The sequence below is a fragment of the Psychrobacter sp. BI730 genome, assembly GCF_013414195.1.
Classification (GTDB): domain Bacteria; phylum Pseudomonadota; class Gammaproteobacteria; order Pseudomonadales; family Moraxellaceae; genus Psychrobacter.
This window is the reverse complement of the sequence record NZ_JAATTV010000007.1, coordinates 1-23855: the sequence shown is the minus strand read 5'-3', so window position 1 is coordinate 23855 and position 23855 is coordinate 1. Positions and strand designations below refer to the sequence as shown.

General features: G+C 41.6%; 20 protein-coding genes. 5 read left to right on the top strand and 15 right to left on the bottom strand.

Features of this window, described 5'->3' with window-relative positions; all coding sequences use genetic code 11:
• Window positions 1-11 precede the first annotated feature (11 nt).
• From iscA to fdx, 4 genes are all read left to right on the top strand, one after another.
• On the top strand, window positions 12-332 hold the full coding sequence (iscA, locus tag HCZ91_RS06555) for an iron-sulfur cluster assembly protein IscA (RefSeq protein ID WP_021814983.1): 321 nt from the start codon (window positions 12-14) through the stop codon (window positions 330-332).
• 174 nt (window positions 333-506) lie between these two features.
• Entirely contained in the window at window positions 507-1088 is a 582-nt protein-coding gene (gene hscB / locus HCZ91_RS06550) for a Fe-S protein assembly co-chaperone HscB (RefSeq protein ID WP_179798751.1), read from the top strand.
• A 211-nt stretch (window positions 1089-1299) separates the two neighbouring features.
• The gene (gene hscA / locus HCZ91_RS06545; protein WP_179798750.1) at window positions 1300-3180 is read left to right on the top strand and encodes a Fe-S protein assembly chaperone HscA; all 1881 of its coding nucleotides are present in this window, start codon (window positions 1300-1302) and stop codon (window positions 3178-3180) included.
• Between the two features lie 86 nt (window positions 3181-3266).
• Window positions 3267-3605, top strand: a complete 339-nt coding sequence (gene fdx / locus HCZ91_RS06540) for an ISC system 2Fe-2S type ferredoxin (RefSeq protein ID WP_101206134.1) — start codon at window positions 3267-3269, stop codon at window positions 3603-3605.
• Window positions 3606-3702: 97 nt separating this feature from the next.
• Here the strand turns inward: fdx and HCZ91_RS06535 are convergent, their stop codons facing one another.
• From HCZ91_RS06535 to HCZ91_RS06515, 5 genes are all read right to left on the bottom strand, one after another.
• Window positions 3703-5124, bottom strand: a complete 1422-nt coding sequence (locus tag HCZ91_RS06535; protein WP_218870078.1) for an adenylate/guanylate cyclase domain-containing protein — start codon at window positions 5122-5124, stop codon at window positions 3703-3705.
• 304 nt (window positions 5125-5428) lie between these two features.
• Window positions 5429-5860: an HIT family protein gene (locus HCZ91_RS06530; RefSeq protein ID WP_057759208.1), complete on the bottom strand. Its 432-nt coding sequence runs from the start codon at window positions 5858-5860 to the stop codon at window positions 5429-5431.
• Between the two features lie 150 nt (window positions 5861-6010).
• The gene (mfd, locus tag HCZ91_RS06525) at window positions 6011-9721 is read right to left on the bottom strand and encodes a transcription-repair coupling factor (RefSeq protein ID WP_179798749.1); all 3711 of its coding nucleotides are present in this window, start codon (window positions 9719-9721) and stop codon (window positions 6011-6013) included.
• Between the two features lie 217 nt (window positions 9722-9938).
• A complete protein-coding gene (gene rraA / locus HCZ91_RS06520; RefSeq protein ID WP_257019994.1) occupies window positions 9939-10475 on the bottom strand; it encodes a ribonuclease E activity regulator RraA in 537 nt (178 codons plus the stop codon).
• Between the two features lie 190 nt (window positions 10476-10665).
• Window positions 10666-11367 carry an NAD-dependent epimerase/dehydratase family protein gene (locus tag HCZ91_RS06515; RefSeq protein WP_057759204.1) on the bottom strand — a complete coding sequence of 234 codons (702 nt, stop codon included), beginning with the start codon at window positions 11365-11367 and terminating at the stop codon, window positions 10666-10668.
• 464 nt (window positions 11368-11831) lie between these two features.
• On the opposite strand from HCZ91_RS06515, the gene rpsT reads away from it, so the two are divergent.
• Window positions 11832-12098, top strand: coding sequence for a 30S ribosomal protein S20 (gene rpsT, locus HCZ91_RS06510; protein ID WP_010200097.1), 267 nt, complete (start codon window positions 11832-11834; stop codon window positions 12096-12098).
• Between the two features lie 154 nt (window positions 12099-12252).
• Here the strand turns inward: rpsT and HCZ91_RS06505 are convergent, their stop codons facing one another.
• The 10 genes from HCZ91_RS06505 to HCZ91_RS06460 all read right to left on the bottom strand — a co-directional run bounded on the left by HCZ91_RS06505 (window position 12253) and on the right by HCZ91_RS06460 (window position 23135).
• Window positions 12253-13089, bottom strand: a complete 837-nt coding sequence (locus HCZ91_RS06505; protein WP_179798748.1) for a histidine phosphatase family protein — start codon at window positions 13087-13089, stop codon at window positions 12253-12255.
• 158 nt (window positions 13090-13247) lie between these two features.
• The gene (locus HCZ91_RS06500) at window positions 13248-14045 is read right to left on the bottom strand and encodes a metallophosphoesterase (protein ID WP_257019993.1); all 798 of its coding nucleotides are present in this window, start codon (window positions 14043-14045) and stop codon (window positions 13248-13250) included.
• Between the two features lie 225 nt (window positions 14046-14270).
• On the bottom strand, window positions 14271-14969 hold the full coding sequence (gene pyrF / locus HCZ91_RS06495) for an orotidine-5'-phosphate decarboxylase (protein ID WP_179798746.1): 699 nt from the start codon (window positions 14967-14969) through the stop codon (window positions 14271-14273).
• Between the two features lie 103 nt (window positions 14970-15072).
• Window positions 15073-15480, bottom strand: a complete 408-nt coding sequence (locus HCZ91_RS06490; protein ID WP_179798745.1) for a lipopolysaccharide assembly protein LapA domain-containing protein — start codon at window positions 15478-15480, stop codon at window positions 15073-15075.
• 62 nt (window positions 15481-15542) lie between these two features.
• Window positions 15543-15848 carry an integration host factor subunit beta gene (locus HCZ91_RS06485; RefSeq protein ID WP_057759195.1) on the bottom strand — a complete coding sequence of 102 codons (306 nt, stop codon included), beginning with the start codon at window positions 15846-15848 and terminating at the stop codon, window positions 15543-15545.
• A 323-nt stretch (window positions 15849-16171) separates the two neighbouring features.
• A complete protein-coding gene (gene rpsA, locus HCZ91_RS06480; protein ID WP_057759193.1) occupies window positions 16172-17860 on the bottom strand; it encodes a 30S ribosomal protein S1 in 1689 nt (562 codons plus the stop codon).
• Between the two features lie 307 nt (window positions 17861-18167).
• Complete coding sequence (gene cmk, locus HCZ91_RS06475; RefSeq protein ID WP_179798744.1) at window positions 18168-18935, bottom strand: (d)CMP kinase; 768 nt, start codon at window positions 18933-18935, stop codon at window positions 18168-18170.
• Between the two features lie 189 nt (window positions 18936-19124).
• The gene (gene tadA / locus HCZ91_RS06470) at window positions 19125-19649 is read right to left on the bottom strand and encodes a tRNA adenosine(34) deaminase TadA (RefSeq protein WP_257019992.1); all 525 of its coding nucleotides are present in this window, start codon (window positions 19647-19649) and stop codon (window positions 19125-19127) included.
• A gap of 27 nt (window positions 19650-19676) precedes the next feature.
• Window positions 19677-20414, bottom strand: coding sequence for a uracil-DNA glycosylase (locus tag HCZ91_RS06465; protein ID WP_179798742.1), 738 nt, complete (start codon window positions 20412-20414; stop codon window positions 19677-19679).
• A gap of 180 nt (window positions 20415-20594) precedes the next feature.
• Window positions 20595-23135, bottom strand: a complete 2541-nt coding sequence (locus HCZ91_RS06460) for an AAA family ATPase (RefSeq protein ID WP_179798741.1) — start codon at window positions 23133-23135, stop codon at window positions 20595-20597.
• Between the last annotated feature and the right edge of the window lie 720 nt (window positions 23136-23855).

The following is a 23855-nucleotide window of genomic DNA, read 5'->3' as shown; positions in this document are numbered from 1 at the left end:
TGGGAGTTGGTATGATTGAAATGACAGAACGCGCCGCTCAGCATGTTCGAGACTTTTTGGACAATCGCGGCAAAGGCGAAGGCATTCGAGTTGGTATCCGTACGGCGGGTTGCTCGGGCTTGGCTTACGTTTTAGAGTTTGTAGATACCCCTGATGAAAACGACACGCGTTATGAAAGTCGCGGTGTTAGCATCTTTATTGATCCTAAAAGCCTCGTATATTTAGACGGCTTGTTGATGGATTACGAAAAAGAAGGCTTAAACGAAGGCTTCAAATTCACCAATCCTAACCAAAAAGGTGAATGTGGTTGCGGTGAGTCGTTTACAGTTTAATTGTTCAATGGCTGAAAACTGATAGATTTATGCTTCACCAAGCTTTCATAAGAATAGTGCAGTATCTCTGCTATAGCCATGAAGAAAGGTTAATGTAGTTGAGCAGCCAAGCGATTCAGTATTCTTAGCTAGGTCATGACTTCAAAAATAAATAAAAAAGCAAGGCATCAGATTATGACAGATATTACTTCAGAACCACAGTTTGATAACTTCTTTGCCCTATTTGAGCAGCCTGTACAATTTGAAATCAATCAAAACAGTCTAGAACAACGTTTGCGCTTGCTGCAAAAACGCTATCATCCTGATAATATTGCCAAAAATCAGATCGATATGGTTCAAGCACAATTGCAGTCTGAAAAAGCATCGGCTTTAATCAATCAAGCGTATCAAACACTAAGCGCTCCTGATAGCCGTGCTGGTTATTTATTAGACATGGCGGATCAAGCACAAAACATAGAGCACTCAATCGCAGATTTAGACTTTTTGGAAGATGCGATGCAGATGCGTATGGATCTAGATGATGCTATCGAAGACAAAGATCTTGTAGCCTTGCAGCAATTACATCCTCAAATTACAAATCGTCTAGCAAATCAATCTGAACGCTTTAGCAACGCTTATCAAAATCAAGATTGGCAAACAGCGATTGATGCGACACAGAAACTAAAATTTTTAGTTAAGCTAAATGCTGATGTGACGACGGGGCTTGATGACGTTGCAAATTCATCGCATTCAGATGACGATGACTTATACGTTTAAACATGTGTGGTTATGGCTTTCACTAACAAGCTAAATTCTATATATTTGGTTAAAATGGTGACCGTGATACCGTATAATCTTTGAGTCTAAGCGCATCAAACAGTCAGAATCTATCCTTTTTATGGAATGAGATTACCGACGTTAAGCTCTCTTACTGCATATGCTATATTTGCTCCATTTCACTTATTCATTTTATCTCTGAGTTATTCTTATGTCTTTAATGCAAATTGCTGAACCCAATCAAAGCGCTCAACCTCACCAACATAAATTTGGCTTGGGCATCGACCTTGGTACTACACGCTCATTGGTTGCGGTAGTGCGTTCAGGTAAGGCACAAGTCTTAGAGGCAGGCGCAGCGACAGATACATTATTACCGTCTGTAGTTTATTATCCAGCGACTGGTACGCCATTGGTCGGCTATGATGCCCTAGCCCATCTAGCGGATGATCCAAAAAATACGATCGTCTCGGCTAAGCGTTTTATGGGTCGTAGTCAAGCTGATATCAAATTCTCTCATCCTTATGAGCTGTCTGGTAACAAAGACGATATGCCCGCCTTCGTAACTGCTCAAGGTGAGGTTTCTCCTGTTGCAGTATCGGCGCGTATCTTAGCCTCTCTTGAGCAACGTGCAGCGAGTGCCCTACCTGCAGATAGCATTGAAGGTGCCGTGATTACGGTTCCCGCTTATTTTGATGAAGCACAGCGTCAAGCAACCAAAGATGCCGCTCAAGCAGCGGGTATCAATGTACTTCGCTTGTTGAATGAACCAACAGCGGCGGCAGTCGCTTATGGGCTTGACCAATCATCAGAAGACAGTCAAAAAGAAAGCTATTACTTAATCTATGATTTGGGCGGTGGTACTTTTGACGTCTCTATCTTAAAACTTACCGACGGTGTTTTTGAAGTATTGGCAACTGGTGGTAATAGCGCACTAGGCGGCGATGATATCGATCGTCTTATTACTAATTGGATTATTAAACAATTAAATATCGATCCAAAAGACGTAAGCCTGCATGACAAATCAATACTAGCTCAACAAGCCAAAGCTTATAAGCAAGCATTGACTGATGCTGAGCAAGTAGATATCAGTGTCACTGTCAATGGTCAATCTTATCAAGGCGTATTAAGCCGTACAGATGTACTAACTATCGTAGAGCCTGTTAGTCGCCGTACGCTAAGCGTATGTGAACAAGTCCTACGCGATGCCAAGCTGTCTACTACAGATCTAGACGAAGTTATTTTAGTGGGCGGCTCGACTCGTATGCCTGCAGTACAGCAAGTTGTGACTGAATTTTTTGCTAAGCAGCCACTTTGCCGTCTGAATCCAGATGAGGTGGTTGCATTAGGTGCTGCTCAGACTGCTCATCAACTGGTCAATGGTGATAGTGACAACAATTTATTGTTATTGGACATAACGCCATTATCATTAGGTCTTGAGACCATGGGCGGTTTGGTCGAAGTACTTATCCCACGCAATACGCCTATTCCTGTGAAGAAACGTCAAGTGTTTACCACTTATCAAGATGGTCAAACAGGCATGGTGATTCATGTGGTGCAAGGTGAGCGCGAAACAGTAGAAAACTGTCGTTCTCTTGGACGTTTTGAGCTGTATGGCATCCCGCCAATGAAAGCTGGGTTTGCTCGTATCGAAGTCACCTTTAGCATCGACGCTAATGGTCAGCTTACTGTCAGTGCGCAAGAAACTACGACCAAAACAGAAAGCAAAATCGAGATTGTGCCTTCTTATGGTCTATCAGATGAGCAAAAAGAACAGTTACTTGTTGCAGGGTTTAAACACGCAGAAGAAGACAAAAATGCGCGTTCTTTAATTGAGACAAAAGTAGAAGCGGAACGTGAAGTACTTGCCCTAGAGTCGGCACTTAACGAATTTGCGGCGTTGCTTTCTATTGAAGAACAACATTCACTAGCAGAGCATATACAAGCGTTACGTAACTCTCTTAGCACTAATGATTTAGCGCTTATTGAAACGCAACAAGCACAGCTTAAGCCACATAGTGATGCCTTTGCTGCACGTATTATGAATCAGAGCGTCAAGACCAGTATGGCCGGTACTAGTGCCAAAGACTGGTAATAAATACATCGACATATATCGCTTAGCTAACACGTTAAGCTAACTTCTAATATTTTTTAAATTGATTAGCATCGGACAGATAATTTATGCCAAAAGTTACCGTACTACCCCATCACGAAATTTGCCCTGAAGGCGCAGAAGTTGAGCTACAAGCTGGTGAAAACTTATGCAAAGCACTGTTAGAAAAAGGTATTAAAATCGAGCATGCCTGTGAGATGTCAAAAGCTTGTACCACATGTCATGTTGTAGTACGTAAAGGTTTCAACAGTTTGGATGAGATGGATGATATCGAAGCGGATCTACTTGATCGTGCTTGGGGCTTAGAGCCTGACTCACGTTTATCTTGTCAGGTCATGCTTGATGATGAAGACTTGACCATCGAAGTCCCTAAATATACCCTTAATCACGCTAAAGAAAATCATTAAACACTGAAGATACTTTCTAGTTAAGATTAAAAAAGGCCAGCTATGTGATAGCTGGCCTTTTTCTATATATGCTTTTGAGATATCAAACTTGAAAAGCTTATTTGCGATTAGCATCCTCACGCTTACTTTCTGCTGCTATGTCCTTTACTACTTTTTCTTCCTCTTGCTCGATGCGTTCTAGCGCAAAATTCAAACGAGCTCTAATATCTTGATAATCATTGTCTTTCATATCCTTGAAATTCAAATGCAAATTGAAACCAGGCAATGTGTGGTCAACCCATTTAGACAGATGACCTGTACTGGCACTAGGGTCAAGTACTTGCCATGCATCGATCTTTTCATCAATACCTTTCAAGCAAAATGCGGCAACGTGTTCGCATTCATAATTATGGCAAATATAATCGTAAGTGCTTTCACTGACCAATATCTGATCTTTGCCCGCACAGGACTCAAGCCTAGAAGCTAGGTTGGCTTCTTTACCAATAATTGTATAGCTTAATCGACTATTACTACCAAAATTACCAACGTGACAGTAGCCAGTGGTGATACCAACACGTATATATAAGCCTTCAAACCCCATTAGCCGCCATTTTTGACGTAAAGTGCGCATTTCTCGGCGCATATCAATTGCCATCGCCACACAATCTAGTGCATCTTGACGCGAGCCGCGGCTATTCGGTTCACCAAAAAAACATACCATGCCATCACCAATAAACTTATCAAGCACTGCACCATGCTTATCAGCGATTGACGTCATGCAATGCATATAAGTATTGAGAATGTCTGACAAGTTGTCAGAGCTTAGACTATCAGACAGTTCGGTAAAGCCAACAATATCTGAAAACATGATAGTTATTTTTGCGCGTTTATTAGAAACCCTAACAGGGCTATCCGATTTGACAATAGGCTCCCAAATTTGTGGTGGTACAAAACGGGTAAGCTTATTGATCACTGATACCATTGTGTTTAGGCGTCCACTAGCCTGATGGGCACGTGCTTTAAAAGTAATATGTTGCTGATAGATACGCCAGAACTGGTACAAAATAACGCCTAAACTTGCCACCATTACTATCAATGGTAATAGACCATCATCAAAGTCCATACTATTCGCATTTAAGACTGTGCTGACATAGTAAAATACAATGATCGTCACGGCGGATACGGATAACAGTCTGAGGTGATTCTCAGGTCTGCTAAGAATGATACGTACACCAATCAAAGCAGCCAAACTGATTGATATGACCGTACAGCATTGTAGTGAGCCGATGACAACCGATAATAGAATAATAACGATGTTAGACGTCCAAAAGCTGGTCTGGCGTCGGTAGTTGTATATCAGGATCATGAGGCTTGGCAATGTAATAATAACCAATAGTGCCATTGAGATAGAGCGGAAGTCGTAGTATATAGCACGCAAAACAACCGTCAGTATTAACACGAACACTTCTGGATAATCGAAACGACAAACTCCAGCATCTTTCAGCGGCGACCTTGATTTTAGTGTCTCTGAAAAGAACATATAGAAGTTCACTTAAATGTTTCGAGCGATATGAGAGACAAGGATATAGCACACGTGCATCATTTGCCCTTATGACGATTTATCATAAGATATATCTAATAATATATTATACTTTCGAAATAAGGTAAAACAAGGTTACTGATGACTAAAAGACGACCTTTTGTCTAGTTTGTTCGCTATTTTACAGTTTTTATTAAAATTTAAATAAAAAGAGAGGCCAGATACATTTAAGTATCTGGCCTCCCTTTTTGCATATAGAATTTAGGTTCAAGCTATTCTTATTAAATGCAGGATAGAATGATAATTACATTTGCCAGTCAAACGGCATTTGGTGATGACCACGTAATGCCATCATCAATGTTTGCTGCATTTGCGCCAATACTTCTTTAGTATATGGCACAGCTGGCACACCCCATACTGGGTTTGGCCATTGCATATCATTTTGATAACGGACAATATGATGAAAGTGAAGTTGTGGCACTTGATTACCAAGAGCGGCCACATTCATTTTATCAGCTTGAAAGGTTTTAGCTAACTGACTCGATAACCAGCTGGACTCTCGTAAAAACTGTGTTTGATCTGCCTCAGACAGCTCATATAACTCTTTGATGCCAGATACACGTGGCACCAATATCAGCCAAGGAAATTGGCAGTCATTGATTAAACGACAAGTGGATAATGGAAAATCCCCCACTAAAAAACTATCAGCAGCAAGTTTATGATGAAGTTGGAACATAATGACGGTTCTCTTGTTGTTTAATGCAAATAAAATATAGAAGGTTAAAAAGTTAGTTTGGCTATTTTATCAGTTATCGGGTTGATAAAATAGCACCATAATTTATTGGCTTAGATTAACTACCTAGCCTGCTTGACAGCCAACTATGTACTAAGCAGGCTCTGTCACCATATGCTCACTAAAATAGCGCAGCAGCTCTTGTATGACCGTCACACGCTGTTGCGGTGTAGCCAGTTTATCGCTATTTTGGTAACGGATACCAGATGCGCCATTCATACGATAATGCTGACCATTTGATTGGATCAATTTAATAATCGCTAACGCATCAACTGGAGTATCTGGCGCAAATTCCAGCGTCATACTACTACTGTTGGCATCAATTTTGTTAATCTTAAGCGGCTCTGCTTGTAAACGTAACCCATGAATGGCGAATAGCTGCTTGGTTTGATCTGGAAGTGCCCCGAAACGGTCAATCATTTCCGTACGAATATCCGTCAATGCCTCTTTATCATCGGTATTACTAATACGCTTATAGAACAATAAGCGCTGATGCACGTCATGTAGATACTCTTCTGGAATGAGAGCAGAGCTATGTAGATTAATCTCACTGGTCAACGACAATGGTGTATTTAAATCAGGCTCCTTGCCAGCTTTAATGGCTTTAGTCGCACGCTCAAGCATATCCATATATAAGCTAAAACCAATCGCCTGCATATTACCACTTTGCTGCTTACCCAATATCTCACCTGCGCCGCGAATCTCTAAATCTTCACTTGCTAGCATAAAACCTGCACCTAACGTATTGGCGCGTTCAATCGCATGCAAACGGCGCTTGGCATCGCCTTTGAGGCCTTTAAGGGAAGGCACTAGTAAGTAGCAATACGCTTGATGATGACTACGTCCTACTCGGCCGCGCAGCTGATGTAATTGCGCAAGACCAAACTTATCCGCACGCTCAATGATGATCGTATTGGCATTGGGCACATCAATACCTGTCTCGATAATGGTAGAGCAAACCAACACGTTGAATTTTTTATGATAGAACTGCTGCATGATCTGCTCAAGTTGGCGCTCTTGCATTTGCCCATGAGCTACTCCTACTCGTGCTTCTGGCACTAGGTCACGAATGGTTTCTGCCATACGCTCAATACTGGCAACATCATTATGTAGCAGATAGACCTGCCCACCACGTAACAGCTCACGCAATATGGCTTCTTTCATCAGGGCTTCTGTCTTTTGCATTACAAAGGTTTTGATGGCAAGACGACGAGCAGGTGGCGTGGCGATAATCGACATATCGCGCATACCTGAGAGCGCCATATTAAGCGTTCTAGGGATCGGAGTCGCCGTCATAGACATGCTATCCACATCTGTCTGAATGGCCTTGATACGCTCTTTATGACGTACTCCAAAGCGATGCTCTTCATCAACAATCATCAGGCCAAGGTTGGCAAATTTCACATCCGGTTGTAGCAGTTTATGAGTACCAATGACAATGTCCACTTTACCAGCGGCCAAATCAGCCAATACCATCTCTTGATGTTTTTTGCCACCAAAGCGCGATAAGCTCTCGATACGGACTGGCCAGTCGGCAAAACGATCGCGGAAATTGTCTTCATGCTGACCGGCAAGTAATGTGGTAGGCACCAGTACGGCAACCTGATAACCAGCACTAACGGCAATAAAGGCGGCTCGCATCGCAACTTCTGTTTTACCAAAACCAACATCGCCACAAATAAGACGATCCATCGGTTGGTTTTGTCTCATGTCTTCCATTACGGCATGAATGGCATTGGCTTGGTCGGCGGTTTCTTCAAAGGCAAACTGACTGGCAAATAGCTCATACTGCGATGGGTCTATCTTGAAATGAATTCCAACTTTGGCCTCACGTCTTGCCTGCATATTGAGCAATTCAGCAGCGACGTCATGAATCTGCTCTAATGCTTTTTGCTTGGCTCGATCCCATTTACCACTACCAATCTTATGTAACGGGGCTAACGCTGGATCACCGCCACTATAGCGACTAATCATTTGCAAATTGGCAACTGGCACATAGATACTAGCGTCATCAGAATATTTTAAATGGATAAACTCTTGCTCACCATCGCCCACATCTAAGGTAATCAAGCCATTATAACGACCGATACCATGCTCGATATGCACTACTGGACTACCATCTGTTATTTCAGTGACGCTCTTAACCAAGAATTCTTCTGATACCCCGCTTTGGCGACGACGGCGTGTCTGTAAAACTTGACGACCAAACAGCTGCGTCTCACTAATCATCACCAAGCGCTCAGGCACATAGACACCGCGCTCAATTGGCGCTACGGTCAGACCGACATGTGGTAGATGACTGTTATCAATAGCGCTGGTTTTATCTGCGGCTAAAAATGCCTCAAAGCTATCATACGCCTTGATATCAATCTTGCCTTTGAACAGTTCGATTAGAATCTCACGACGGCCTGCGGTTTCTGCAACGATTAATACGGGTGTTGTAGTCTTCGATTGCGTATCCAAGAAGTCGAGCAATTCTGATAATGGTTCAGACTTTTGATGATTGACTGCTAATTGTGGCGGCTCTTGAGCACTTAATGTCACCAGTCCTTGTTGTTTAGTAGGCGTTAGTGAGAGTTGCGGCTGAGAGGAATCTTGACCTTCTAGCGCTGCCACATCATTCATCATAGCCAGTTCATCACGAGCACTTAATATTACTCGTGGATACTGGTTTAACTGCTCGTTAAGCGCGTTAGATAATAGATACAGCATTGCTGGCGCTACGATAGGCTTATCAATATCATGGCGACGCTCTTCGTAGCGGCGCTGAATTTGTGACCAGTAATCAGCTTGTTTTTCATTGATTAATTCATCGGTGATAAACAACGCATCGCTTGGTAAATAGGAAAATAAGCTACTCTCTGCCTCCCAATCTTTTAAGTTAAAAAATAGCGGCTGATAATACTCTAATCCACTACTTGCAATTCCTGCCATTACGTCTTTGTGCAGCTCAGACTTGCGGCTACTGGTATTAGGGAACATTGCAGCAAAGTTCGTGCGAAACGTCTCACGCCCTTCATCGAGCGGGAATTCTTTTGCGGGCAAGATTTGAAATTGGTCAATAGGTTTAGAGATATCTGGCATTTTGTGCAGTAGTGACAATGACTCTTTTGCCATACTGGTATCATTGCCTGTTAACATCGCCTTCAAATCATCGGCAGTCAATGTACGCTGCGTTTGAGGATGAAAAAAGCGAATCGTTTCGATTTCATCATCGAACAAGTCTAAACGTAGCGGAAAAGGCTGACCCATGGCAAAAATATCAATGATACTGCCACGTACTGCAAACTCACCTGGTTCAAAGACATTTTCAACCGCGCGATAACCTGCTTTTGCCAATAGCCCTCGCTGGGTATTGATATCAAAACGATCGCCGACACTCAAATCAAAATGCTGTCCAATCAACCAGCTTGGCGGTGCGACGCGATGCATGAGCGCTTGTATTGAAATAAGTAGCACGCCCGTTTTTGGCATATCCGTCAACAGATTAATGCGTTCGCTAACGATGTCTTGATGCGGAGATAGCTCATCATAGGTTAGCGTTTCCCAGTCAGGGAATACGTAAGCATCGACTCCGCAAAATGCCAGCTCAGTCTCTATTTGATTGAGTTGGTTCTGGTCACGTGCCACCACAACTTTTAGGCGCTCGGCAACATTCCACATAGGCGTTTGCACCAAGCTTGCCAACCATAAACTGCTGACCGCACCATGGACAGGCGCTAGCCAACGCCGCTCGGCATTTTGGATAGGAAACAACTGCTGGTTAATAGGGTCAAACGCGTCAGTCAAAGCAGTAATAGGCATAAAGAGTAGAATCAAAGTTAAGGAGTCAGAAAGCTATTATACGAATATTTGAGCAATTACCAAAACTTATGCCGTAACGGTTTGTCACTTAAGAGTTTACTCATTAATGATTGAGGGTTAACAACGATTATTGCGCTTTAACTGTCGTTACATAACAAAAAACCCCAACTTATCAGCTGAGGTTTTCATTTTTGATAATCAAGCCAAGCCTAAAACTTCAGCTGATAAGTGGTTTATCGCTAGCGATGATGCCATTATTATCCGCATAAACAAACATACCCGAGTTCAACGTTAAATCACCGAAGCTGATTTCGATATCCGTTTGACCTTCATCACGGCGAGTTGATTTGCGCGGGATACAACCAAGCGCCATCACGCCAAGATCCATCTCTGCCATGTCATCAACATCGCGAACACAGCCATATACAATAACCCCAGCCCAGCCGTTGTTGATAGCTGATTGTGCAATCATATCGCCTAGCAATGCACATCGCATAGAGCCGCCACCATCAACGACCAACACTTTGCCATTGCCTTCTTTATCTTTGCCATCGCTATTCAACAGTGACTTAACACGGCTATTGTCTTCAAAGCACTTGACCGTCACGATTTCACCGCAGAATTTGTCTTTTGCACCAAACTGACGGAATGACTTACCTTCGATATTTGGTAAGCATACTTGCGACTCAGGATTGGCATCCAATAGATCACAAGTGACAAAAGTCCCTCTATCCATTTGTATCGATTCTGACATTGCTTCTGCTCCTTGTTTTAGTGATTCAACTGACTGTTATTGAAATACTTATTGATGCTTTGATAATAGTTATTGTATTTTTTACTCTTGTATTCTTGTTCTAATGCAAACTTGTCCTGACATAATTAACAATCGGTATCTGTAGCTTTCCAGTTTTGAGACTGAATCTGTCACTAGAAAAACTGTCCTTTTATTTTTTGACACGGGTCATCGCTAGCATCTGCTTATTTTCGATAATGTCGATATGCTTAATTTGAGGTTCAGTACGATATTTACTACGATGGTAGATATCATGAGCACTCATCGCCATGGCACTGGCAACGCGTTTAGCAGAAATAGGATGTAACGATAGTGACTCTGACACGAGCGGCGAGATAAGTTTAAAGGCTTTTTGACCAATGCTCTCAAGCGGACGACCTTTATGCTTACCAAGCAATAATGACGGACGAAAGACGACCAATTGGCCAAAATCTAATGCCATAACAGCCTGCTCTGTCTCAGCCTTGACTCGATTGTACAAAAAACGACTATCAATATCCGCATTCATTGAGGAGAGTAAAAAGAAATTCTCTACCCCTTTGTCACGACATAACTTGGCAAAGTTTACATTATAGTCTCGATCTACTTTGCGAAACGCCTCATCACTACCAGCCTGCTTTTTTGTCGTACCCAAACAACTAAAAGCATCCGTGGTTCGATCGGCACCGACACTTGCAAACACTTCAGAGAGATTATCAAAATCATTGATTTGATAAAAACGCATGCTGGCATTAATGTAGCGTGGCGGGCGACGAGCAATCACAATCAATGTGTCATAAAGCTCACTCAGTTGCTTTACCAAATGCTGCCCTACTAACCCCGTTGCGCCAATCACAATTGCTTTTCGCTGCATATCCTATCCACTTATATAACATTAGATGAACTATATTGATGAGAAAATACCTATATCAAGGTCTATCGTTAGAATATCATACCTAAATTCCTCAATAACTGACGCTATTATATAGGATATATTGTAAGAGATTTTATCAACCCTCTACGTCTATCAACGCTTACTATTGATTTAGTTACTAGAATGACCCAAATTCGATGATATTACGTAACTTCTTTGAGCATTAATCATCAAATATATTGTCCTTAGTTCAATAATTTGCTAAGATAATCGGCTTTACACGTCAACGCTGTTTAATTATTCCAAACAGCTCTGGCGCTTACGATGATCTATTCATATTAGATACTTTAATATCAGACATCGACATCATATTTGACGAGACGGCTGCTCGTCACCGATGATTGTTAAACCCATTATTGCAATCAACATTCATATTTTTATCTATCTTTATCAAGGAGATACGCGTGGCTAATACTGCACAAGCTCGTAAACGCGCCCGTCAAAACACCAAACGTCGTCAGAACTCTGCGTCACAACGCTCTATGGTTCGTACTTACTTAAAACGTGTTGATGCGGCTATCGCAGCTAAAGATTATGACGCGGCTACCGAAGCTTACAAAAAAGCGGTACCAGTTCTTGATCGTATGGCTGACAAAGGTATTATTCATAAGAATAAAGCTGCTCGTCGTAAGAGCCGCCTAAACAAAACAATCAAAGGCCTACAAGCTTAAGATTTGTATTGGTTAGACCGCATTTCGCTTTTATAGCGTAATGACTAAAACCTTGTCACTGGTTCTAATACCGTGGCAAGGTTTTTTTATGCCTATTCAAAACGTATTTAACGAATAGCTGCTCTATCAACTCATTCAATGTTTAAACAAAACATTAATTCCACTGCACTTCTGGCGGCAATAGCAATTTGCTAGGATGGTAACCAGCTGCACGATAACCGTCTAATAATGAACTAATCGGCCGAGTATATACTTGACCCCGCCAAATAAAATGCGCGCTCGCTTGATCAAATGGCTTATCATCAAACCATAAAAATACGCCCTCCATCATCTTCGGCCAATCATTCCAATCAATCTCTACCACATCGAACATGACTGCTAAGAACGCAGATAGCAACGTGTCATGACTCACAGCTAGCATCAGATGGCCATGCTTCGGCTGATTCTGGTAAAAAAGCGACAGAATATCTAAACCGCCTTGATAGGTGTTTTTAGTCCCTTCCAGATTTCCTTGCAAAAAGCGATTAATAAAGTTCAGGACGCCAATTTCTTTAAATACTGGATTGGCTATTTCAGGTTCAGTGACAAGGCTACCAGGCTCAACTAACAATGATTGATGCGTAATGTCACGCCGTAGTCCTGCCCCCTCTTGCATCAGCTGCGCGGTATCGATACAACGTCCAATGGGGCTAGAAATACTATCGACGTCGAGCGAATATGGTAGATGACCTGATAACCAACGACCCCAAGACTTTGCCAGTATACGGCCTTTAGGAGTCAACGGTAACTGATAGCTGGCAAAACCATTACCATCAGAGCGCTCTCGTAAAGAGTGCCTAGTAAATAGAATCAGTCGCTTATTTTCAGGCAATAAGCTGACGGAGGAGATCATGCTATCTGGTAGGTGCGAAGGTGCAGGCGCGCTTGGGGTGTGACTCGCAAGCTTGTCAGCAGATATTTTTGACAGGGTGTTATTCAAATATTTACTCATGACAGCAAGCCTAGCAGATTTCTTATTAGGAATGAACCACAGACAAATCTAGTTGCAATATATCTTACAAATACTCTGCACTCTTTCGAAAAGACACTTTATTCAAAAGAGTCTATACCTAAAATAAATGGAGGTTTGCCAGATATTTATACACGGTCCTAGCCAACATCAATGACTTTGTCCCACGCGAACTCTAATGCGGTACTACTAACCTCATTTGGATAAGCTCGCGGATTGACGATCACTCGCGTATTACCAATTTTATAATCAAATGCTTCATGAGTATGTCCATGTACCCAAAGCATCGGTGCCCAATCTTCATGCATCCATCCTGACAAGTCACTGACGAAAGCCGCATTACTCGGTAGGTTGGCATATTTTTCAGATACCGATAACGCACTGACGCTGTGATGACTCATGACCACTGTTTTTTTACCAAGTTTATGAGACTCAATCAAAGCTTGCTGTAGCCACTGACGATGCTCAGCATGAATCTGCATAGATACTTCAGGTGAAAACAGTTCATTGCCTGCATAGATTTGCTTATAGTCACGCATAAAATGCCTAGCAGCGGCCATGGTGTCTTCGTTAGCATGATACTGATAGTCTGTCCAAAGGGTACAACCTAAAAGGCGTATATCACCGATATCGATATGCTGACATTGTAAGACGCGAACCCCTTTTTTAGACGCAGTATCATAGTTATCCCAAGTTGCCAATTTATAGTCAAAGCTCAATACGTCTTCATCAAAGTATTCATGATTACCAGCGATAGTAATCAGGGGAACTTCTAAGCGCGCCGCTTGTTCTTGCAACCACGGCATACCTTTGTCGCTGTTAGCAGTATCTCCTGCTACTAATACTAAATCTGCATCGGTTTTGGGAATATGTCCAACGGGGTGCGATTGACGTGCATAACTATCAATATGTAAGTCACTCAATATCTGTAATTTCATATTATCCAACATCACTTAGTGGCGTTATTATTAAAAATCTAATTAGCGATAGACGCTCATAGCAGTACTACTGATATTTAGCTAAATGAGCGTTTTTAATATAGTTATTATATTTTAGACAGGTTGTAACAATAAATTTAAGTAGTGTAGCAGCTTTTCCTCGACCATCAAAAAGTAAAAAGACAGCCATTTAGGCTGTCTCTTTTTCTTAACATTTATTCAAACTTAAATACTTTGAAGTATTGTCTGTAGTTTAGCAGCAGGGTCTGAGGCTTGAGTGATCGAACGGCCAATGACTAAATAATCAGAACCGTCTATTAGCGCCTGACTTGGTGTACAGATACGTTTTTGATCATCTGCATTGTCTTCAGCTAAGCGAATACCAGGCGTTACCAGTTTGAAGTCTTGACCACATAATGCTTTGAGTGCCTTTGCTTCTTGAGCCGAGCAAACTACCCCATCAAGACCAGCTTGCTTGGTCAATTGTGCTAATCGGCTTACTTGGGTATCTAAGCTATCAGTGATGCCTGTTTGCATCAACGCTTCACTATCCATGGAGGTCAATACGGTAACTGCGATGAGCAAGGTATCAAGATCTCTATCTAGCAAGCGCTGTTTTGCCAACGACATGGCCTCTAGACCTGCGCTAGCATGGACATTCACCATCCAGACACCAAGCTCAGCGGCAGCCAATACTGCTTGAGCAGTGGTATTCGGAATGTCATGGAATTTTAAGTCTAAGAACACTTCAAAATCACGTTGATGTAATGCCTTGATGATATCAGGACCACAACGGGTAAATAGCTCTTTACCGACTTTCAATCGACATTGGGATGGATCTAACTGGTCAGCTAGCGCTAGAGACGCCTCTATCGTCATATTGTCTAGAGCGACGACAACTGGAGAGTTAATTACATTATTCATGGTTTTACCATATATTTTGAATTATCAAAGTATTGTATTTGAGGTCAGTACTGCGTTCGTTAAGCTATCACTTAGCAGATCACATAAAAAATCACTTAACGACTTAATCTCGTCTACGCTTGGACAGAGTAGAGCCTTCAGTAAGGCTAGTTGCGTCAGTATTCTGTACATTGGTAGCAGAAGCACCATAAACAGCTTCATCTACTGTTGGCGCGCTTGCTTGACGATCGATAACTGTATTGGCCTGAGTCAATTGCTCTTGTAGATTTACATTTGCTTTTTGCAGACGTGAGATTTCCCACTTATTTTGCAGCACACGAAAGATAAGCAATGCCAGTAAAATACCAATAACAATACCTAGCATCAAGCACAAAATAAGTAGCAACCCTAGATTCATCGTAGGTGCTTGTGAAAACAGTAGGTTGACTCCGACCTCAGTATTATTTGCTAATACCAAACCAAGTGAATAGGCAAAGCTCAAGAATAGCAATACAAATAGTAGAAAGCGCATGAGACAGTTACCTCAGTTTGGAATGATAAATTTTGACGGTTAGATAGCCAGTGCTGGTTTAATTAACCGTTTGCTACCGTATCGTTTACTGCTTCGCGTAAGGCCTTGCCTGGCTTAAAATGTGGGATCGCTTTAGCCGGCACAGGTACGCTTTCACCTGTCTTAGGATTGCGTCCCATACGGGCACGGCGGTGATGTAGACAAAAACTACCGAATCCGCGAACTTCGACTCGGCCATCATTGGCTAAAGTATGGGTCATCAAGTTTAAGATTTCACGCACTGCGTCATCAACCACGGTGTCTGCCATGTTGTCACAGTTTGCACTCAAATTACTAATAAATTCGGATTTGTTAATCGCTTGCTGCATTATTACGCTTGCCTTGTTGATTGATGGATAAGCTGATGATAAGTCAACGCTCTATAGTACGTAAATGCGTTTGGATAATTAAACTATATATACTGAATCTTTGAAAACTAACATTCAGAATCATATTATGACTATAAAAAGCTTATAACTATCATCTCGTTACTCAATGGTGCAAATGATAGCGGATATTAGCGTAAATGGGAATAAGAGTTTGCCCATTTGGCTAAAAACCTCTATTACTAACTGTGTTAATAAAATCTAATCATAAAAAAAGCGACCGAAGTCGCTTTTTTTATATTACTTTTATATCAATAGTTTGCAGCTTACTGCATTTGCTCTTTGATCAAATCACCAATCGTTTTTGGCTGTGCATCAGAACCTGGAGCAGCAGTAGTATTCGTGCTACCAAGATCTTTAATCGCTTGACGCTCTTCAGCTTCGTCTTTCGCTTTGATAGACAAGTTGATATTGCGTGTTTTACGATCAACACTGATGATTTTCGCTTCAACGTCATCACCAACAGTCAGATGCTTAGTTGCATCTTCAACGCGGTCACGTTGGATTTCAGAAGCACGTAGATAAGCTTCAACTTCGTCAGCAAGTTCGATAGTAGCGCCTTTAGCGTCTACTTCTTTTACTTTACCATTAACGATAGCACCACGGTCATTGTTGACTAGGTATTCGTTGAATGGATCAGAGCTTAACTGCTTCACGCCTAGGCTGATACGGTTAGCTTCTGCATCTACAGACAATACCATTGCTTCAACGGTGTCGCCTTTGTTGTAGTTACGAATAGCATCTTCGCCAGTTTCGTTCCAAGAGATATCAGATAGATGAACAAGACCATCAATACCACCGTCTAGACCGATAAAGATACCGAAGTCAGTGATTGATTTGATAGTACCAGTGATTTTATCACCGCGCTCATGTTTCTTATCAAACTCATCCCATGGGTTAGCTAGAGTTTGTTTGATACCTAGGCTGATACGACGACGTTCTTCATCGATATCAAGAATCATTACTTCAACTTCATCGCCCACTTGAACAACTTTAGATGGGTGGATGTTTTTGTTGGTATGATCCATTTCTGATACGTGTACTAGACCTTCAATACCTTCAGAAATCTCAGCGAAACAACCATAGTCAGTCAAGTTAGTTACGCGAGCTTTTACAACACTACCTACTGGGTAAGTGCCGCCAACGTTATCCCAAGGATCAGTACCAAGTTGTTTTAGACCTAGGCTAACGCGGTTGCGTTCACGGTCAAACTTCAGTACTTTAACTTTTAGGTCTTGGCCAACTTCAACAACTTCAGATGGGTGCTTGATACGGCGCCATGCCATGTCAGTGATGTGCAATAGACCATCGATACCACCTAGATCAACGAACGCGCCGTAATCAGTAAGGTTCTTAACGATACCTTCGATCTCGATGCCTTCTTCAAGCTTGTTCAATAGCTCTTCGCGCTCAGCTGAGTTTTCAGCTTCCATAACTGCACGACGGCTAACAACAACGTTGTTGCGTTTCTGGTCAAGTTTGATGACTTTGAATTCTAGCTCTTTGCCTTCAAGATGCGTTGTATCACGGATAGGACGTACATCTACCAATGAACCTGGTAAGAACGCGCGTACTGAACCGATATCTACAGTGAAACCGCCTTTAACTTTGCTTGAGATAATACCTTTAACGATTTCATCGTTATCAGCGATTTTTTCAAGGAAGTTCCAAGTTTCAACACGTTTAGCTTTCTCACGTGACAGCAAGGTTTGACCCATGCCGTTATCAACCGCTTCAACTACGACATCAACGCTATCGCCAACTTCAACTTCAAGTTCGCCTTCTTCGCTTAAAAACTCTTCACGAGCGACGATACCTTCAGATTTAAGACCAGTATCTACTGTGATCCAATCGCTATCGATGGCCACAACAGCACCTGTAATAACCGAGCCACGCTCGATATCTAGGCCCTGCTCTTCAATGCTCGCTTCAAATAGTTCAGCAAATGATTCCATTATGTCTACCTTTGTATAGCCGTATCCTGTCCAGCACAGTACGGATCAAATTTATGATTGTATAGAACGAAATACTGGTTTTATATCCCATGCAATCATATAAAAAAACGTTTGTTGATAGCGAGCTCATCGTAATTAAAACTGACTAACAACAACTGTCTTATATCGAATGCAATATCTTGAATAAACTAAGTTTTTCTTACCGCTTTAATAAAATTTAACTTAGCCGTATTATTTTATACTAAAATAATGATTAATAGGAAACTTTTTAGTACTTAATATGTTGTTTTTACTAGCTATTAAATAACTAACTAGTGAAAAACACACCTTTATCTTGGCAATGCTTTTTGACTTGCTCATATACTGCATCAGCATTAAGCGCTGAACTATCAAGCAATAAAGCATCTGCCGCAGGCTTCGATGGCGCTGTACTACGATTTTCATCACGGTCATCACGCTCTTTTATCGTCGCTAAAATTGCCTCAAAATCTGCTGTTTGACCAGCGTTCAATAACTGAGTCACACGGCGCTCAGCACGTGCCTCAGCACTGGCTGTCAAAAACACCTTAACATCAGCATCTGGAAAAACAACTGTACCCATATCGCGACCATCAGCAACCAAACCTGAACGGGTAGCCATATCTTGTTGTAGCTTAAGCAATGCTTGGCGAACCTGTGGAAAGACAGCTATCTGTGATGCATAGCCTCCAACCGTTTCATTGCGTACTTGCTCACCTACTGCTTGTCCATTAACAATGATGTCTACACGCCCTGAGTCATTGTTCGGCACAAACGCTATCTCTAAGCTTTCAGTCAATGCTAATACAGTATTTTCATCAATTGGTTGGCTAGCATCTGCGCTAATCAAACCCGCTTCAAAGGCTTTTAGCCCAACAATCCTATAAAGCGCACCAGAATCTAACAACTGATAGCCTAACACTTGTGCTAGACGCCATGTGACAGTGCCTTTACCAGCGCCACTAGGACCATCGATACAAATAACAGGGTAGCGCACTGATGAGGTATGGCTATCCTCTGTATTGAGTAAAACATTATCAGGTGTAGAACTAGTCATAATACTTACTCAATAATATGCGTTACTTATATCGCTTATCGTATGTCATTAATAAAACAATATTTATTCGTATGTTAGATCTTTAATAGCCCATTAAAATAGGTACTATCAAATAGGGCAATATTATAGCAAAAAATCATCGTGACCACTAGCACCAAGACTGATATCTTGTTTATTAGTATTTTGAATTTACATAGTGACCTTATTCTTTTTTGCCACTTGCCTACGCTCACGAAAAAACGTCTTGAGTATTTGACTACTATGCTCGCTGCATAATCCACCATAGGCTTGAATACTGTGATTATAGAAAGGTTGTAATGATAAGTCCATTTGACTACCAACCATCCCAGCACGCGGTTCACTCGCTGCGTACACCAGCTTGTTTACACGCGCATGAATTAATGCACCAATACACATTGTACACGGCTCCAGAGTGACATATAAAGTAGTCTGTAGCGGCAGTCGATAATTTTCTAAACGCGTACAAGCATCTCTTAATGCAACTATCTCTGCATGAGCAGTAGCATCATGGCTACTGATGGGTTGATTAAAACCTCGGCCGATAATCTGCTGATCATGTACCAATACCGCACCTACCGGCACCTCTCCACGCTCAGCACCTTGCTTAGCAAGTTGGATTGCTTGTTGCATCCATATAACATCTTCAGCTAACCAAAAGGTGCTGACCTGAATATTTAAAGATTGGTACGGCATTAAGCTTACATTCTGTATATTTTGCATTTATTGTGGTAATTGCCAGTCAATTGGAGTTTGGCCATACTGCACCAAATAATCATTTGTTTTAGAAAAAGGTTTAGTGCCAAAGAAGCTGCCACGGTTTGCCGCAAGTGGTGATGGATGTACCGCTGTCAGAATCAAATGCTTATCTGTATCGATATACTTGCCTTTCTTCTGGGCTTTACTACCCCACAAAATAAACACGGTATGCTTGGTCTGTTCATTGACTGCGTCGATGACGGCATCAGTAAACTGTTCCCAACCTTTATTTTGATGACTGTTTGGCTCGCCTTCTCGCACAGTTAGTGAGCTATTAAGCAGTAGAACGCCTTGCTGCGCCCAGTATGTCAAATCGCCATGCGCTGAAGGGCGAATACCAATGTCATCTGCCATTTCTTTGAGCAAGTTATTTAGTGATGGTGGCTTAGGAATGGCTTTAGGAACAGAAAATGATAACCCCATAGCCTGACCTGGACGATGGTAAGGATCTTGGCCCAAGATTACCACTTTGACTTGCGATAAAGGCGTGAGGTTCAGCGCATTGAACATTAATGGTGCAGGCGGATAGATACTATCATCCGACTGATACGCCTCTTTTAAGAACGCACGTAGATTGTCCATATTCTCAGACGTTAATTCATCTGCTAATGCCGTTTTCCAATCTTCTGGTAAACGGACATTATCTAAAATCGCTTGTTTTTGTTCTGGAGTCTTGGTTGTCGGTTCATCGAACAGTTCCATAGTGTGTCCTTTTTATACTTGTTATCTTGTTATAAGTTCAATAGATTTGTTAAAGCCAGCTTACTATAAATAATCATACTAACAAAAAATAGTGTGCACTTTGTTGATGAATTATAGCAATAAAAAAACGGCTACCGCAGTAATACGGTAGCCGTTTTTGTGACATCAATATTAAACAACTTAGCTAGCAAGAGATTCAGAATCGGGTTGTGGTTCATGAGTTTCAACGACTGTCAGAATAATACGACTATCAGCTGAGCCTTTGTCTGACACCTTATCAGGCTTCATCGTATCATTCTCTTGAGAATCATCGACTTTAGGCTCTAAAGTCAGATGTACGACACCGCCATTGACCAAATCACCAAACAAAATCATACTTGCCAATGGTTTTTTGATTTCATCCTGAATCAAACGCTGCATCGGACGTGCACCCATTAGACGGTCATAGCCTTTATCCGCCAAGTAGTCACGTACATCATCATCAATCTCTAATGTCACTTGCTTATCATCAAGCTGCACTTGCAATTCAACCAAGAACTTATCGACAACTGATACAACAACTGACGTATCTAGAGGGTTGAACTGAATAATGGCGTCTAAACGATTACGGAACTCTGGCGTGAAGACACGTTTCAGTGATTCTGTATTATCACGGCTATGGTCTTGTTGAGTGAAGCCCATTGACGAGCGACTGATACTATCAGCACCAACGTTCGTTGTCATAATAACGATGACCTGTTTAAAGATTGCCACACGACCATTGTTATCGGTCAACGTACCATGATCCATGACTTGTAGTAACAAGTTAAAGACATCTGGATGCGCCTTTTCAATCTCATCAAGCAACAACACACAATGTGGATGCTGATTGATTTTTTCGGTGAGCAAACCACCTTGATCATAGCCAACATAACCTGGAGGCGCACCGATCAAGCGTGATGCCGTGTGCGCTTCCATATACTCTGACATATCAAAGCGTACTAACTCTACACCTAGCAAATTGGCTAGCTGACGCGACACTTCTGTTTTACCCACACCAGTTGGACCTGCAAACATAAACGAACCGATTGGCTTATCAGGTGCTTTTAATCCTGCACGTGATAGCTTGATAGCATCAGCCAACGTGGCAATCGCCTCATCTTGACCAAATACCAAGTGCTTAAGATCTCGATCTAGGTGCTCAAGGATACTCTTATCATCACTTGATACAGATTTGGGTGGAATACGTGCCAATTTAGCAATAATAGCTTCGATATCAGCAACATCAATTTTCATCGGTGGCTTTTGACCCTTTGATAATTTCACACCATCTGCTGACTTAGCACTATCGCTTGCTTTCGCAGTCGCTGCTTCATCCTGCATTTCATTATCTGTATCATTATCGATACCTTCGATATCAGCATCAATCTGCGCATCGAAATCTTGCTCTAAATCAGCAATGAAACTTTCTTCCGCTTCGATATCATCGACATCAGGAACCACGCCTAAGCGCTTGTACGCACCTGCTTCATCAATTACGTCAATGGCTTTGTCAGGTAAAAAACGCTCATGAATATGTTTGGCTGATAACTGTACCGCTGTGACCAACGCTTCATCCGTATACTCAACATTGTGAAATTCTTCATAACGAGGTTTTAGACCACGCAGGATATCGATGGTATCATCCACACTTGGTTCTTTAACATCGATTTTTTGGAAACGACGTGACAATGCATGGTCTTTTTCGAATACTTGGCGATATTCAGTAAAGGTTGTTGAACCGATACAACGTAGCTCACCGTTAGCAAGTGCTGGCTTGATAAGGTTCGATACATCCATATTGCTGCTCATAGATGAACCAGCACCAATAATCATATGAATTTCATCGATAAAAAGAATAGCATTTGGTTTTTTCTTTAGCGCATCAAGCAATGACTTCATGCGTTTTTCAAAGTCACCGCGATACTTAGTTCCCGCAATCAGTGAACCAATATCTAGGCTATAAATCACGCAACCGTTAAGGGGCTTTGGTGCTTTGTCGTTAATAATTAACCATGCTAAACCTTCAGCGATAGAAGTTTTACCTACACCAGGCTCACCTACTAGCAATGGGTTATTTTTACGACGACGGCACAGTACTTGGGCAGCACGTTCAATTTCAGAAGCACGTCCAATCAAAGGATCGGTTTTACCTTCAGCAGCTCGCTGGTTTAGATTGGTCGCAAATTCAACTAAGGGATCTTTACTGGTCTTTTCAGAAGCACTACGACGCTCAGTGCCTGCAGAACCACGTGATTCAGATGGCTCTTCTTTATCTTGACCATGTGATAAATACTGGGTTAGCTCAAGGCGACTGATGCCTTGTTTTTTAAGCAAGTAGACAGCATAGGTATCATGTTCTGAAAACATAGAGACCAAAATATCAGACCCTTCCACCAAACGACCACCACCGATCGATTGCACGTGAAAAATAGCACGCTGCAAGATACGATCAAAGCTTTGAGTCGGCTGCGGTGACTGTTCTGTATCAGCATCGATGGTTGGCGTGTGTTTATTAATATAAACCTCAAGCTCAGTACGCAACGCCGAGACATTAGCATTACAAGCAGTCAACGTATTGGCAGCATGAGTGTTTTCTAATAAGGCCAAAAGCAAGTGTTCAACAGTGAGATACTCATGCGATTTTTGGCGCGCAAGCGTCATTGCTAAACGTAGAGAAACTTCAAGATGACGACTTAACATAACAACTTCCTACGGTTATATCTATCTTTATAATTGATAGTTTTATGAATGAGTTAGTAAGTAAATCAGGGCGGTAGATGAATTGTTCAAGGGCTATATTCGTATTATTAGAAGTCATGAATAAATGAGGTGAGCGGTAGACTATTGATTAAATACTATAATCTCGCTATCAGCCAACAGTAATCATAACTATCAATGGCCGCTTTTCTTTATATCAACACGATACTTCAACGGAGTCAATCTATTAACACAGACTAAAATGTATCAAAGCGTGCTACAAGCTAGTAGCGACAACTCTAATAACGAATATTAAATGTTGAAAAACTGATTAGATAAAAAGAGAGATTGATAGTTGAGAAGCTAGTAATGACGTGGTTTTAGCAGGTTTAACTGAGATACTTAGTCTAAAACTATTGAACAGGCTATTTTAATAGATAGGGTTATTTATTATAAAAATCAAGACTCTATGGATAATAAAACTATTTTAAGAGGCAAAGTTCATATATAAGAGAGGTGACTGAAAAGTCGAAAAAGCTCACTATAAAGGTGAGCTTTAATATGGATTGCTTAGAAGGAGTGAACTGTAGGTAAAGCTTTAATAGAGCCATATATCAGTATAAGAAATTAATAAATTGCTCTACTCTCGAGCCTTTCCTAAAAACTGTGTAACTGCTTATAATCCACTAACAGGAGAATAAGCAATGACTACTCAATCTGACA

Coding starts and splice junctions, on each gene's coding strand:
- iscA (WP_021814983.1), top strand. CDS start 12: ATGATTGAAATGACAGAACGCGCCGCTCAGCATGTTCGAGACTTTTTG.
- hscB (WP_179798751.1), top strand. CDS start 507: ATGACAGATATTACTTCAGAACCACAGTTTGATAACTTCTTTGCCCTA.
- hscA (WP_179798750.1), top strand. CDS start 1,300: ATGTCTTTAATGCAAATTGCTGAACCCAATCAAAGCGCTCAACCTCAC.
- fdx (WP_101206134.1), top strand. CDS start 3,267: ATGCCAAAAGTTACCGTACTACCCCATCACGAAATTTGCCCTGAAGGC.
- HCZ91_RS06535 (WP_218870078.1), bottom strand. CDS start 5,124: ATGTTCTTTTCAGAGACACTAAAATCAAGGTCGCCGCTGAAAGATGCT.
- HCZ91_RS06530 (WP_057759208.1), bottom strand. CDS start 5,860: ATGTTCCAACTTCATCATAAACTTGCTGCTGATAGTTTTTTAGTGGGG.
- mfd (WP_179798749.1), bottom strand. CDS start 9,721: ATGCCTATTACTGCTTTGACTGACGCGTTTGACCCTATTAACCAGCAG.
- rraA (WP_257019994.1), bottom strand. CDS start 10,475: ATGTCAGAATCGATACAAATGGATAGAGGGACTTTTGTCACTTGTGAT.
- HCZ91_RS06515 (WP_057759204.1), bottom strand. CDS start 11,367: ATGCAGCGAAAAGCAATTGTGATTGGCGCAACGGGGTTAGTAGGGCAG.
- HCZ91_RS06505 (WP_179798748.1), bottom strand. CDS start 13,089: ATGAGTAAATATTTGAATAACACCCTGTCAAAAATATCTGCTGACAAG.
- HCZ91_RS06500 (WP_257019993.1), bottom strand. CDS start 14,045: ATGAAATTACAGATATTGAGTGACTTACATATTGATAGTTATGCACGT.
- pyrF (WP_179798746.1), bottom strand. CDS start 14,969: ATGAATAATGTAATTAACTCTCCAGTTGTCGTCGCTCTAGACAATATG.
- HCZ91_RS06490 (WP_179798745.1), bottom strand. CDS start 15,480: ATGCGCTTTCTACTATTTGTATTGCTATTCTTGAGCTTTGCCTATTCA.
- HCZ91_RS06485 (WP_057759195.1), bottom strand. CDS start 15,848: ATGCAGCAAGCGATTAACAAATCCGAATTTATTAGTAATTTGAGTGCA.
- rpsA (WP_057759193.1), bottom strand. CDS start 17,860: ATGGAATCATTTGCTGAACTATTTGAAGCGAGCATTGAAGAGCAGGGC.
- cmk (WP_179798744.1), bottom strand. CDS start 18,935: ATGACTAGTTCTACACCTGATAATGTTTTACTCAATACAGAGGATAGC.
- tadA (WP_257019992.1), bottom strand. CDS start 19,649: ATGCCGTACCAATCTTTAAATATTCAGGTCAGCACCTTTTGGTTAGCT.
- HCZ91_RS06465 (WP_179798742.1), bottom strand. CDS start 20,414: ATGGAACTGTTCGATGAACCGACAACCAAGACTCCAGAACAAAAACAA.
- HCZ91_RS06460 (WP_179798741.1), bottom strand. CDS start 23,135: ATGTTAAGTCGTCATCTTGAAGTTTCTCTACGTTTAGCAATGACGCTT.